12 protein-coding genes are annotated in these 13,424 nt (G+C 59.7%); 5 read left to right on the top strand and 7 right to left on the bottom strand.

The window, feature by feature from the left end; translation table 11 throughout:
• Positions 1–29 precede the first annotated feature (29 nt).
• Positions 30–554 (bottom strand): copper-resistant cuproprotein CopI, encoded by a 525-nt coding sequence (gene copI, locus ACYZT6_RS08100; RefSeq protein ID WP_462026422.1) that lies wholly within the window; start codon positions 552–554, stop codon positions 30–32.
• Between the two features lie 155 nt (positions 555–709).
• Here copI and ACYZT6_RS08095 point away from each other — a divergent pair, with 155 nt between their 5' ends.
• Positions 710–1,390, top strand: coding sequence for a heavy metal response regulator transcription factor (locus ACYZT6_RS08095; protein ID WP_462026421.1), 681 nt, complete (start codon positions 710–712; stop codon positions 1,388–1,390).
• Positions 1,390–2,739: a heavy metal sensor histidine kinase gene (locus ACYZT6_RS08090; protein WP_462026420.1), complete on the top strand. Its 1,350-nt coding sequence runs from the start codon at positions 1,390–1,392 to the stop codon at positions 2,737–2,739. The genes ACYZT6_RS08095 and ACYZT6_RS08090 overlap by 1 nt, the downstream gene beginning before the upstream one ends.
• A gap of 126 nt (positions 2,740–2,865) precedes the next feature.
• On the opposite strand, the gene ACYZT6_RS08085 is transcribed toward ACYZT6_RS08090, so the two are convergent.
• The 3 genes from ACYZT6_RS08085 to ACYZT6_RS08075 form a co-directional block, all read right to left on the bottom strand.
• Complete coding sequence (locus ACYZT6_RS08085) at positions 2,866–4,110, bottom strand: lipoprotein-releasing ABC transporter permease subunit (RefSeq protein ID WP_461980636.1); 1,245 nt, start codon at positions 4,108–4,110, stop codon at positions 2,866–2,868.
• Between the two features lie 65 nt (positions 4,111–4,175).
• The gene (gene lolD / locus ACYZT6_RS08080) at positions 4,176–4,859 is read right to left on the bottom strand and encodes a lipoprotein-releasing ABC transporter ATP-binding protein LolD (RefSeq protein WP_167360488.1); all 684 of its coding nucleotides are present in this window, start codon (positions 4,857–4,859) and stop codon (positions 4,176–4,178) included.
• A gap of 7 nt (positions 4,860–4,866) precedes the next feature.
• The gene (locus ACYZT6_RS08075; protein ID WP_462026419.1) at positions 4,867–6,117 is read right to left on the bottom strand and encodes a lipoprotein-releasing ABC transporter permease subunit; all 1,251 of its coding nucleotides are present in this window, start codon (positions 6,115–6,117) and stop codon (positions 4,867–4,869) included.
• Positions 6,118–6,211: 94 nt separating this feature from the next.
• Between ACYZT6_RS08075 and ACYZT6_RS08070 the strand changes: the two genes are divergently transcribed.
• Complete coding sequence (locus ACYZT6_RS08070) at positions 6,212–6,790, top strand: PilZ domain-containing protein (protein ID WP_462026418.1); 579 nt, start codon at positions 6,212–6,214, stop codon at positions 6,788–6,790.
• 14 nt (positions 6,791–6,804) lie between these two features.
• The gene (locus tag ACYZT6_RS08065; RefSeq protein WP_462026417.1) at positions 6,805–7,527 is read left to right on the top strand and encodes a glycerophosphodiester phosphodiesterase; all 723 of its coding nucleotides are present in this window, start codon (positions 6,805–6,807) and stop codon (positions 7,525–7,527) included.
• A 42-nt stretch (positions 7,528–7,569) separates the two neighbouring features.
• Here the strand turns inward: ACYZT6_RS08065 and sthA are convergent, their stop codons facing one another.
• The gene (sthA, locus tag ACYZT6_RS08060; protein WP_007907752.1) at positions 7,570–8,964 is read right to left on the bottom strand and encodes a Si-specific NAD(P)(+) transhydrogenase; all 1,395 of its coding nucleotides are present in this window, start codon (positions 8,962–8,964) and stop codon (positions 7,570–7,572) included.
• A 207-nt stretch (positions 8,965–9,171) separates the two neighbouring features.
• The gene (locus tag ACYZT6_RS08055) at positions 9,172–10,221 is read right to left on the bottom strand and encodes an FAD:protein FMN transferase (RefSeq protein WP_462026416.1); all 1,050 of its coding nucleotides are present in this window, start codon (positions 10,219–10,221) and stop codon (positions 9,172–9,174) included.
• A gap of 200 nt (positions 10,222–10,421) precedes the next feature.
• Here ACYZT6_RS08055 and tcuC point away from each other — a divergent pair, with 200 nt between their 5' ends.
• A complete protein-coding gene (gene tcuC / locus ACYZT6_RS08050; RefSeq protein ID WP_462026415.1) occupies positions 10,422–11,720 on the top strand; it encodes a tricarballylate/proton symporter TcuC in 1,299 nt (432 codons plus the stop codon).
• Between the two features lie 171 nt (positions 11,721–11,891).
• Here tcuC and ACYZT6_RS08045 read toward each other — a convergent pair whose 3' ends face one another.
• A complete protein-coding gene (locus tag ACYZT6_RS08045) occupies positions 11,892–13,355 on the bottom strand; it encodes a glyceraldehyde-3-phosphate dehydrogenase (RefSeq protein ID WP_109628993.1) in 1,464 nt (487 codons plus the stop codon).
• Positions 13,356–13,424: the final 69 nt, after the last annotated feature.

Below are 13,424 nucleotides of genomic sequence, written 5' to 3'. Positions count from 1 at the left end.
TACCAGCCTTTGCGTCCGCCTTAGAGTGCTTACTGACTGACAGTCAGTTTGCCGACCATGCCCGCCTGGTAATGGCCGGGAATGTTGCAGGCAAATTCCAGGTTGGTGGCCTTGGTAAAGGTCCAGGTCAGCTCGGCGGTTTTTCCCGGTTCGACGAGGACGCTGTTCGGGTCATCGTGTTTCATCATCCCTTGATCCATGCCAGCCATCGAACTGTGGTCCATTTCCTTCATACCTGTAGGCGTGAGCATGCCGCTCTGCTGCATTTTCAACATTTCCTGCTGATGTTTGGCATGCATCGCCGCATCACCCAAGTTGAATTCGTGCAACAGCTGACCTTTATTCACCAGTACAAAACGAACCGTCTCACCGGCTTTGATATCGATCGCCTTGGGCGTGAACGACATATCGCCCATCACAATCTCTACATTGCGAGTCGCCTTGGCCGCCGGGACCGGTTGGCCGAAATCATAGGTATGCGCCGGCGATGCCCACACCGGCGAGCTCAGTGCCAACAAACAGGCGGCCAGCACCAGAGGTTTGCGCAAAAACATAGTCGTACTCCAACAAGATAAGGTTCAGCCTGTGGAAAACTCTAAACTGTCACCACTGCCCGCAACCTGACAGCCAGATTACAACTTTGTCAGGTTGACCTGTATTTACGCTGCCCACGGTATAAAGCGTTCGTTCCATTTGCCTCGAGTTGCCCATGAAGCTGCTGATCGTCGAAGACCAACCGAAAACCGGCCACTACTTGCGCCAGGGCCTGACCGAGGCTGGTTTCAACACCGAGCTGGTGGCCGACGGCAACACCGGCCAACAACTGGCATTGAGCGGTGATTACGCGCTGTTGATCCTCGATGTGATGCTGCCCGGTCGTGATGGTTGGCAAATTCTGCAAGCGGTACGCGGTGCCGGTCTGGATACGCCGGTACTTTTTCTGACGGCGCGAGATGCGGTGGAGGACAGAGTCCACGGCCTCGAACTCGGTGCCGACGATTACCTGGTCAAGCCGTTCGCCTTTTCCGAATTGCTGGCGCGGGTCCGCAGTCTGTTGCGACGCGGTAGCGCTTCGCCTCAGGAAACCAGCCTTGCACTTGCCGACTTGCGCCTGGACTTGATCCGCCGCCGGGTGGAACGCAGTGGTCAGCGTATCGACCTGACCGCCAAGGAGTTCGCCCTGCTGGAATTGCTCCTGCGGCGCCAGGGCGAAGTGTTGCCCAAATCACTGATCGCCTCCCAGGTCTGGGACATGAATTTCGATAGCGACACTAATGTCATCGAGGTCGCGATCCGCCGATTGCGCCTGAAGATCGACGATGAATTCCCTAACAAGCTGATTCATACCGTGCGCGGGATGGGTTATGTCCTTGAAGAGCGCCCTGCCTGATGCGTCGACTTTCACTGAGCAGTCGCCTGGCGCTGCTGTTTGCAGCCTGTACTGCTGTGGTTTCATTGTTTGCCGGGGTGTTGTTCAGTCGCGCCAGTGAGGCGCACTTCATCGAGCTCGATCAGCAGTTGCTGGACGGTAAGTTGATCGGTTTGCGCCGGGCGCTGCACGACGTCCGGTCGAGTGAAGGCGAAGTCAAACTGGCAGATGAACTGAGCCGGCAGGCGGATCTGTCGCTGCGGATCACCGGCAGCGATGGCCAGCGCTGGTATGACAGTTCGACGCGCCTGCCGGAAAAGCTCCCGCGAAAACCCGGCTTATCCACGTTGAACGACCACGGCACCGATTATCGCTTGCTGAATGCGCCACTGTTTGTCGATCGGCCTGACTCACCGCAGCTGACCTTGCTGCTGGACATCACCCATCACCAGCACTTTCTGCAACGCATGCAGCGCCTGATCTGGCTGACCGTCGGCTTGTCGGCCCTGGCCACCGCTTTACTTGGTGCGTGGGCGGCGCGCAGTGGCTTACGCCCGTTGCGGCGCATGAGTGCGGTCGCCAGCGGCGTTTCGGCGCAATCGCTCAATGCCCGGCTGCCCGAAGAGAATATGCCGTCGGAACTCACCGAATTGGCCCACAGCTTCAACGCCATGCTCGGACGCCTGGACGACTCTTTTCAGCGGCTCTCGGCCTTCTCTGCCGACATTGCCCACGAACTGCGCACGCCGCTGTCGAATCTGCTGACCCACACCCAGGTCACCCTCACCCGCCCTCGGCCTATCGAGGATTACCGCGAAGCGTTGCACAGCAACCTCGAAGAGCTGCAATGGATGGCGCAACTGGTCAACGACATGTTGTACCTGGCCAAGGCGGACCATGGGTTGCTGACGCCCAAGCGCGAATCCCTGGAACTGGCAGAGGAAGCGGATGTGTTGCTGGAGTTTTTTGCACCGCTGGCTGAAGACGCCCGGGTGACGTTGAGCCGTGAGGGCAGCGGACGGATGGAGGGTGACCGCAGCATGTTGCGTCGGGCGCTGTCCAATTTGCTGGATAACGCGTTGCGGTTTACGCCCGCGGATGGAGAGGTGCGGGTGCGGATTGTTGATCAGGTCAACGGCTTGAGCTTGACGGTTGAGAACAGTGGGAACGGGATTGACGGCGCGTTGCTGCCGCGATTGTTTGACCGGTTTTATCGGGCCGATCCGGCACGTCAGGAAGGTAGCAATGAGCATGCGGGGTTGGGATTGGCGATTACCCAGTCGATCATCCGTGCCCATGGTGGGCAGATTCGGTGTGAATCGGATAACGGGTGGACGCGGTTTGTGATTGAGTTGCCGAAGGGGGATTGAGGCCAGCAGGACCTGCCTCATCGCGAGCAGGCTCGCTCCCACATTGGATCTGAGTCGCTCACAAATATTGTGATCGCTGAAGATCAAGTGTGGGAGCGAGCCTGCTCGCGATGACGGTCTATCGGTTTACGAATACCGCAACGCGTGAGCCGGCTCGATCTTCGCCGCACGCCAGGCCGGGTACACCGTCGCCAGGAAGCTCAGGATGAAACCTGCCGAGCAGATCAACAACACATCCCCACCCTGCAATTCCGACGGCAAGTTGCTGACGAAATACACGTCGGAACTGAAAATGTGCTGGCCACTGACCCGCTCCATCCAGCCCACCAGCTCACTGACGTTCAATGCCGCAATCACGCCGAGCACACCACCGATCAAGGTGCCGACAATCCCGATCACCGTGCCCTGCACCATGAAAATCGCCATGATCTGTCGGGGTGTAGCGCCGATGGTGCGCAGGATCGCGATGTCCGCGCCCTTGTCATTCACCACCATAATCAGGGTGGCGATGATGTTGAACGCCGCCACGGCGACGATCATCAGCAACAGCAGGCCGATCATGGTTTTTTCCATCTTCATCGCGCTGAACAGACTGCCCTGGGTGTGGGTCCAGTCGTCAGCCTTGTAAGCAGTGCCCAGCCCGCCAGCAATATCGCTGGAGACCTTCGGCGCCGCATACAAATCCTTCACCGCCAGACGCACGCTCTGTACCTGGTTCGGCTCCCAGTGCTGCATCTGCGCGGCATCGGCGACGTGGATCAGCGCCATCGAGCCATCCAGCTCGGCACCGACCTTGAACACGCCGACCACATTCAGCCGCTGCATGCGCGGGGTAATACCGCCCGGTGCGGTGCTGACTTCCGGCACGATGAGGGTGATCTTGTCACCGACATTCAGGCGGAAACGCCGCGCGGTGATCTCGCCGATCACCACGCCGAACTCGCCCGGCTTCAATGCATCGAGACGACCCTGAACGATGTGCTGGGCAACGATCGACACTTTGCCTTCCTGCGCCGGGTCGATGCCGCTGACCTGAATCGGCTGCATCGTGCCTTTATAGGAGAGCATGCCTTCCATCTCGGTGAACGGCACGGCGGCGGTGACTTCCGGATTTTTCATCGCTGCGGCGGCAACGGGCTGCCAGTCGTCGATCGGGTTCACGCCGACGATGGTCGCGTGCGGCACCATGCCGAGGATGCGCGAGCTCATTTCGCGCTGGAAGCCGTTCATCACCGACAGCACCACGATCATCGCCAGCACGCCGAGGGCGAGGCCGATCATCGAGGTCATCGAGATGAAGGAAACAAAGCGATTGCGGCGCTTGGCGCGGGTATAGCGCATGCCGATAAAGATCGATAACGGTCTGAACATTCGCTGGGGCACCGTATAAAAATAAAAGACCCGGCGTACGCTTCAGTACGCCGGGTTTTGGTCAATCAGATGGGCGTCAGGCAACCTTCCTGCAGATGCAGGACGCGATCCATCTGGCGAGCCAGGTTCATGTCGTGAGTCACCACCAGGAACGCCGTGCGCATCGAGGTGCTGAGTTCCAGCATCAAATCCTGAATGCCCTGGGCGGTGTGGGAGTCGAGGTTGCCGGTCGGCTCGTCGAGCATCACCAGCCCGGGCTTGTTCACCAGGGCGCGGGCGATGGCCACACGCTGACGTTCGCCGCCGGACAGTTCGGACGGTTTGTGCTCCAGGCGATGACCCAGCCCTACCCGCTCCAGCAACGCGGTCGCACGCTGACGCGCTTCCGGTATCGCGGTTTTGCCGATCAGCAGCGGCATGCAGACGTTTTCCAGCGCGGTGAACTCAGGCAGCAAATGGTGGAACTGGTAGACGAAACCCAGCGACCGGTTGCGCAGCAGGCCGCGATTCTTCTCGCTCAGGGCCGACAGCTCTTCGCCGTCGAGCCAGACGCTGCCCTTGGTTGGCGTATCGAGACCGCCCAACAGGTTGAGCAAGGTACTTTTGCCCGAACCCGAGGTGCCGACGATCGCCACGCGCTCACCCGGATGCAATTCCAGTTGCAGACCGGCCAGCACTTCTACCGACTCCGGGCCTTCCTCGTAGGATTTGCCCAGGTTGCGGCAGCTCAAGATTGCTTTATCACTCATACCCAACTCACTCATAACGTAGCGCCTCCGCAGGCTGGGTGCGCGCGGCACGCCAGGCTGGATACAGGGTGGCGAGGAAACTCAGGACCAACGCGGCGGCGCAGACCATCAACACGTCCTGGCTCTGCACTTGCGACGGCAGGTAATCGATGAAGTACACGTCGGCGTTCAGGAACTTGTGGCCGATCAGCCCTTCGAGGGCGGAGATCGCGGCGCTGACGTTCAGCGCGGCGAAGATCCCGACCACCGCGCCGATCAGCGTACCGATCACGCCGATGACGGTGCCCTGGACCATGAAGATGGCCATGATCTGCCCCGGCGTGGAGCCCAGGGTGCGCAGAATCGCGATATCGCCCTTCTTGTCATTCACCACCATCACCAGCGTGGAAATGATGTTGAAGGCCGCGACGGCGACGATCAGCAGCAACAGCAGGCCGATCATGGCTTTTTCCATGCGGATCGCCTGATACAGGTTGCCGTGGGTGCGCGTCCAGTCGCGGGCGTAGAAATGGTCTTCACCGAGTTGCTGGGCGATATTCCACGCCGTGCGCGGGGCCTGGAACAGATCTTCGAACTTCAGGCGGATGCCCTGGACCTGATCCGGCTTCCAGCGATGCAGCTTCGCCAGATCCTGCAGGTTGGTGACGCCCAGATACCCGTCGATCTCACCGGCGCCGACATGGAAGATGCCGACCACGGTAAAGCGTTTCATGCGCGGGAACATCCCGGCCGGGGTGACGGTGACTTCCGGCGCCACGAACGTCAGCTTGTCGCCAATGGCCGCGCCGAGCTTGGCTGCGGCCTTGTCGCCGATAACGATGCCGAAACTGCCCGGCGTGAGGTCGTCGAGTTTGCCCTGCTGCATGAAGTTATCAATGATCGAGACCTGGCGTTCCAGCGCAGGGTCGATGGCATTGAGCAGGACCTTGGAGACCTTGCCGTTGTTGGTCAGCAACCCCTGCATCTGGGTGAACGGCGCAACGGCCGTCACCTGCGGGTTCTGCTTGACCTTGGCGGCCAGGCTTTGCCAGTCGCTGATCGGCTCACTGGACTCGATGGTCGCGTGGGGCACCATGCCCAGCACGCGGGTGCGCATCTCATGATCGAAGCCATTCATGACCGAAAGCACGACGATCATCACGACCACGCCGAGGGCGAGTCCGATCATCGAGGTCAGGGAAATGAATGACACAAAATGATTGCGACGCTTTGCACGGGTATAACGCGTGCCAATAAATACGAAGAGAGGTCTGAACATGTCGGGGCTTGTTCGGAGGGAAAAGGAACGTCCTTGTGGCGGGGGTCGATAACCAGCTTTACACTCAGACCACCGCCGCTACCATGGGTTCGCCATGTCGACATTAGATGAAGAAGATCGCCGCGAATACTACCGTATCGAGGACACGATCGCACTGGAAATTCGGCCCCTGTCCGCTCCCGAAGCCGCAGGCCAGGAAGTGTTGCAGGATGCTTCCCCACTGTTCAACTTGCTCAGCGAACTGCACCTGAGTGAATTCGAGTCGCAACACCTGCTGCGCCAGATCAGTGAGCGCGACCGCAACCTCGCCGCATTCCTGAAATCCCAGAACAAACGCATCGATCTGCTGAGCCAGGTGATCGCCATCACCGTACTCGGGCAGATCGGCGAGCCGCAGCCGGTGATCATTTCCGAAGGCGGCATCGACTTTCAGTACCCGACCCCCATCGCCGTGGGCGCGCACCTGTCGGTCAAACTGGTACTGATGCCGCAGGCCCTCGGTCTGTTGCTGCGGGCCAAGGTCACGCATTGCGATCGCAAGGCTGGCGCCTACGACGTCGGCACCGAGTTCCAATACCCGACCGATGCCCAGCGCCAATTGCTGGCCCGCTACATTTTGCAGAAGCAGGCCCAGGAACGACGTCTGGCCCGCGAAAACGAATCAGGCATTTAAATTAAGGAAGAACCGTGACCCTCATCTACGGCCATCGCGGCGCCAAGGGCGAAGCACCGGAAAACACGCTGACCAGTTTTCAGCACTGCCTCGAGCACGGCGTACGCCGCTGCGAACTGGACCTGCACCTGTCCATGGACAACGAGTTGATGGTCATCCATGACCCGACGCTCAAGCGCACCACCGACCGGCGCGGCAAGGTCGTCGAGCACACCGCAAAGGACCTGGTGACCTACGACGCGCGCAAGGGTGGCCCGGGCTGGATCAAGCCCTGCCCGATTCCAACGCTGGAAGAATTGTTCGAGAAGTGCGATTTCGAGCATTGGCAGCTGGAAGTCAAAAGCGCCTCACGCACCCGCGCCGCGACGACCGTGCTGGCGATTCGTGAAATGGCTCAGCGCTTCGGCCTGCTCGACAAGGTCACGATCACGTCCAGCTCACGTGAAGTATTGAAAGCCGCACTGGACCTGGTGCCGGACGTGTCCCGCGGTCTGGTGGCCGAGTACGCGTGGCTCGACCCGCTGAAGGTCGCGCAAAGTTATGGCTGTGAGATTCTGGCGCTGAACTGGACCCTGTGTACGCCGGAACGCCTGCAGAAGGCGCAGCGTCAGGGGCTGCATGTGTCGGTGTGGACAGTCAACGAGCCCGCGCTGATGCGCAGACTCGCCGACTTCGGCGTTGACAGCCTGATTACAGACTTTCCCGGTTTGGCCAGCGCCACCCTCGAGAATTGCTGAAATCGGTCTCCCCGGCCGGCTCAGGCCACCGGCCGGAGCCACTCAAAAAAGCCGGTTGAGGCCGTCGTACGCTGCTACCCGATAGGCTTCGGCCATGGTCGGGTAGTTGAACGTCGTGTTGACGAAGTACTTCAGCGTGTTCAATTCACCCGGCTGGCTCATGATCGCCTGACCGATGTGCACGATCTCCGACGCCTGATAACCGAAGCAGTGAACGCCCAGCACTTCCAGGGTCTCGCGGTGGAACAGGATTTTCAGCATGCCCTGAGGCTCGCCGGCAATCTGTGCACGCGCCATGCTCTTGAAGAACGCCTTGCCCACTTCGTACGGCACCTTGGCCTGAGTCAGCTCCTGCTCGTTCTTGCCGATCGAGCTGATCTCCGGAATGGTGTAGATGCCGGTCGGCACATCGTTGACGAAGCGCCAGCTGTTGTTATCAACGATGCTGCCAGCGGCCGAACGACCCTGGTCATGCGCGGCACTGGCCAGGCTCGGCCAGCCGATCACGTCACCGGCACCGTAAATGTTCGGTACGCAGGTGCGATAGGCTTCGTCGACTTCGATCTGGCCACGGCTGTTGACCTTGACGCCGATGTTTTCCAGACCCAGTTGATCGGTGTTGCCAGTACGGCCGTTGCACCAGAGCAAGGCATCGGCCTTGATCTTCTTGCCGGACTTGAGGTGCAGGATCACGCCGTTGTCCACGCCTTCGACGCGGTCGTAGTCTTCGTTATGGCGAACCGTGATGTTGTTGTTGCTGAAGTGGTAGCTCAAGGCCTGGGAAATTTCCGAGTCCAGGAAGCTCAGCAACTGACCGCGGTTGTCCACCAGCTCAACCAGTACACCAAGGCCACTGAAGATCGACGCGTATTCGCAACCGATCACGCCAGCGCCGTAAACGATGAGTTTGCGCGGGGTGTGGCCGAGGCTGAGGATGGTGTCGCTATCGTAGATACGCGGGTGATGGAAATCGATGTCCGCCGGGCGATAAGGACGCGAGCCGGTGGCGATGATGATGTGCTTGGCCACCAGTTTTTCGACCACGCCGTTGGCGCAGACCACTTCGATGGTTTGCTCGTCGGCGAAGCTGCCGGTGCCGAAGAACACGTCGACACGGTTACGGGCGTAGTAGCCGGTGCGCGAGGCGACTTGTTTGGAAATGACTTTTTCGGCGCTTTTCAGCACGTCCGGGAACGAGAACCAGCGCGGCTCACCAATGGCCCGGAACATCGGGTTGGTGTTGAACTGCATGATCTGCCGGACCGAGTGACGCAGTGCCTTGGACGGGATGGTGCCCAGGTGGGTGCAGTTGCCGCCGACCTGGCGACGGCTATCGACCATCGCCACCTTGCGCCCTGCTTTGGCGGCGTTCATTGCCGCGCCTTCTCCCGCCGGGCCGGAACCCAGCACCACCACGTCGTAGTTGTAGACAGCCATGCATACTCCTCAGAACAGGCCGCGGCGCCCTCGGCACCTGCGGCTAAATCACGCCGATCTGCGGCGTGAAGGAACAATTTGGGGCCAGTGCAGAACCCGGACACAGTCTATAGAAGCGTCAACGCCGGGCACATTAACCCTTGGTCGCGTCGTAGGCTAGTTTTGCCTGCACTACAACGCCAGCCTTCAATGCGCGAATCGCTGCAATCATTCGGTTTTGCCGCCACTGAGGCGCTCAAAAGCCTGATTGGTTCGTGTGACGAAACCTGTATCGGCACGAATCACAAAAAATGCGCCGATATCGTGTTTTTCTGCGTAGTCCCAACCGCGCTCCGGGCCGAGAATCAGCAACAGCGTCGATAAGCCATCGGCCATTAACGCTGAAGGATTAATCACCGTGACTGACGCCAGTGTGTGTGAGACCGGCGCACCGGTGCGGGCATCGAAGGTGTGGGAATAGCGCTTGCCGCCCTGCTGGAAATAATTGCGGTAGTCGCCGGAGGTGGACAGGCCGTAGCCGTCGACCGCGATGATTTTTTGCGCCACTTGCTGGTCGTCACGAGGCTCCTCCAACGCGATCTTCCAGGCCGAGCCGTCGAGTTTTTTACCCGCAGCCTTTAGCTCGCCGGTGACTTCGGCCAGGAAGTTGTGGATACCCAGCGCTTCGAGTTTTTCGGCAATGGCGTCGACGGCGTAACCGGCGGCGATGCTGTTGAAGTCGACTTCGACGGCGGCGTCCTTGCACAACTGATCGCGATCGATGCGCAGATGTTGGTAACCCACCCGCTGGCGTACTTCGGCGAGCGCCTGGGCAGCGGGGACTTTTTCCTCGCGGGCCTGCGGACCGAAACCCCAGAGGTTGAGCAGCGGTTCGACCGTCAGGTCGTAGGAGCCTTCGCTTTGTTCCGAGAGCTGCTCACCGACGCGGACGAGCTTGAGGATCGACGCGGGCATTTTCTGACAGCGATTGGCCGGGAGATCGTTGAAAACCTCGATGTCCGAGTCGCTGCGGTAGGTGGACATTTGCTGGTCAATGTCGGCGAGGATCTTTTCGACCTGCGCCTGGACTTCTTCTGGAGCAGGAAGACCGGTGCTGTGCACGTATTTGATTGAATAAGTACTGCCCATGGTCGGGCCGTCGAAGCGCTCCAGGCTGTCGCCGTTGCCACAACCGGACAAAACGCCGGCCAGCACCACAAGTCCACTCCACCGTCCAGTTAACAAATCTTCATCCTCCCTCAAAACCGCGCCCGCCATTATGGGCCTCAGAGCGCATGGGAGCGAGGGCTGCCAGTGCCCGTCAGAAAGACGCAAAACCTGTGGGAGCGAGCCTGCTCGCGATGGCATAGGGTCAATCAGCATTGATGTTGACTGGCACACCGCTATCGCCGGCAAGCCGATCTCGCTCCCACAGGTCGAGCGTTTCAAGCAAGATTTACCAGCGTGAGTACCTACACATGTCTTCCAATACGGGCAAAGGCAAAGCGATTTTTCGCGTTGTCAGCGGTAACTTTCTCGAAATGTTCGACTTTATGGTCTACGGCTTTTACGCCACGGCCATCGCTAAAACCTTCTTCCCTGCCGGCAGCGCTTTCGCCTCCCTGATGTTGTCGCTGGCCACGTTCGGTGCCGGCTTCCTGATGCGTCCTTTGGGGGCGATTTTCCTCGGTGCCTACATCGACCGTCATGGTCGCCGCAAAGGCCTGATCATCACCTTGGCGATGATGGCGGCCGGTACGGTGCTGATCGCTTGCGTGCCGGGTTACGCCACCCTCGGCGTCGCCGCGCCACTGCTCGTATTGTTCGGCCGCCTGCTGCAAGGCTTCTCGGCCGGCGTGGAACTGGGCGGTGTGTCGGTGTACCTGGCGGAGATCTCCACGCCGGGTCGCAAAGGCTTCTTTGTCAGTTGGCAATCCGCCAGCCAGCAAGCCGCGGTGGTGTTCGCCGGCCTGCTGGGCGTCGGCTTGAACCACTGGCTCAGCCCCGAAGAAATGGGTGACTGGGGCTGGCGCGTGCCGTTCCTGATCGGCTGCATGATTGTGCCGGTGATCTTCGTGATCCGTCGCTCACTAGAAGAAACGCCGGAGTTCCAGGCGCGCAAACACCGCCCGACCCTGCGGGACGTCGTCCGCTCGATCAGTCAGAACTTTGGCATCGTCATCGCCGGCATGGCGCTGGTCGTGATGACCACCGTTTCGTTCTACCTGATCACCGCCTACACCCCGACCTTCGGCAAAGCCGAACTGCACCTGTCGGATCTGGATGCGTTGCTGGTGACGGTGTGCATCGGCCTGTCGAACTTCTTCTGGCTGCCGGTGATGGGTTCCGTGTCCGACAGGATCGGACGTAAACCCCTACTCCTGGCGGCGACCATTCTGGCGATCCTCACGGCCTACCCTGCCTTGTCATGGCTGGTGGCGAACCCGAGTTTCAGCCATTTGCTGATCGTCGAGTTGTGGCTGTCATTCCTGTATGGCTCATACAACGGCGCCATGGTTGTGGCGCTGACCGAGATCATGCCGGTGGAAGTGCGTACGACTGGTTTCTCGTTGGCCTACAGCCTGGCGACGGCAACGTTCGGCGGGTTTACACCGGCGGCTTGCACATACCTGATCCACGTACTGGACAACAAGGCTGCGCCGGGGATCTGGCTCAGTGGCGCGGCGGTGTTGGGGTTGATTGCGACGCTGGTGTTGTTCAAAGGCAATCGGCATGAACTGCGGACTGCGCAAGCAGCGGTAGTCGGCGGCGCCTGACAGATCGCCATCGCTAGCAGGCTAGCTCCCACACTAGATCTGTGGCGCTCACAAGCCCCTGTGGGAGCTAGCCTGCTAGCGATGAGGCCGGTGCAGGCAACAAAGATCCAACAGACACACAAATAAAAACGCCCCGACCAAAGTCGGGGCGTTTTCATGTGCAGCTAAGGCTTAGCGCGGGAATGCTGGCGGGTTTACACCGGCCATGTCTTCCATCACGCGAACCACCTGGCAGCTGTAACCGAATTCGTTGTCGTACCAAACGTACAGAACAACGCGGTTGTCTTGGGTGATGGTTGCTTCAGCATCCACAACGCCTGCGTGGCGCGAGCCAACGAAGTCGGTGGAAACCACTTCCTGCGAGTTGACGTAGTCGATTTGCTTATGCAGATCGGAGTGCAACGCCATGTAGCGCAGGTAATCGTTCATCTCTTCACGGGTGGCGGCTTTCTCAAGGTTCAGGTTGAGAATGGCCATCGACACGTTTGGCGTCGGAACGCGGATCGCGTTACCGGTCAGCTTGCCAGCCAGTTCAGGCAGCGCCTTGGCGGCAGCGGTGGCAGCACCGGTCTCGGTGATCACCATGTTCAACGCGGCGCTACGGCCACGGCGATCGCCTTTGTGGAAGTTGTCGATCAGGTTCTGGTCGTTGGTGTACGAGTGAACCGTTTCAACGTGACCATTGATGATGCCGAACTTGTCGTTGACGGCTTTCAGCACCGGCACGATAGCGTTGGTGGTGCAGGAAGCGGCGGAAACGATCTTGTCATCAGCGGTGATTTCACCGTGGTTGATGCCGTGAACGATGTTCTTCAGCTTGCCTTTACCCGGCGCGGTCAGAACAACGCGATCGATACCCGGGCAAGCCAGGTGTTGACCCAGGCCGTCGGCGTCACGCCATACGCCGGTGTTGTCCACCAGCAGCGCGTCTTTGATGCCGTACTGGGTGTAATCCACTTCAGTCGGGTTCTTCGCGTAGATAACCTGGATCAGGTTGCCGTTGGCGGTGATGGTGTTGTTGGCTTCATCAATGGTGATGGTGCCATCGAACGGACCATGAACCGAGTCACGACGCAGCAGGCTTGCACGCTTGACCAGATCGTTCTCGGCGCCCTTGCGGACAACGATGGCGCGCAGACGCAGGCCGTCGCCACCACCGGTTTTCTCGATCAGGATGCGCGCCAGCAGACGACCGATACGACCGAAGCCGTACAGGACAACGTCGGTGCCTTTACGAGCGGCAACGTTTTGCTGACCAACGACGTCAGCCAGTTCTTCGCGGACGAACTGCTCGGCAGTACGGCCATTGCCTTCGGCCTTGAACTTGACCGCAAGCTTGCCCAGGTCAACCGAAGCGGCGCCGAGCTTGAGCTCGCTCATCGCCTTGAGCAGCGGGAATGTTTCGTGGACGGACAATTCGCTGTCATCGGACTGACGATGACGAGCAAAGCGGTGAGCTTTGAGAATCGCAATGACTGAACGATTGATCAGGCTGCGGCCATAGATCGAGCTCACCACGTTGTTATTGCGGTAGAGCTGACCGATAAGCGGAATCATCGCTTCTGCGAGTGCTTCACGGTCGATCCATTCACCAAGACACTGGTCGGGCTTCTGAGTCACGGGAACCTTCCACATGTAGGGGCAGAAAAAAGGGGCTACATTATGCCGCCGAGTGCCTCCCGTAGCAATGCGCGCCTGTCGTGC

The sequence above is a fragment of the Pseudomonas sp. RT6P73 genome (assembly GCF_054897715.1).
The sequence above is the reverse complement of the archived record's forward strand: the minus strand, read 5'-3'. Positions and strand labels throughout refer to the sequence as shown.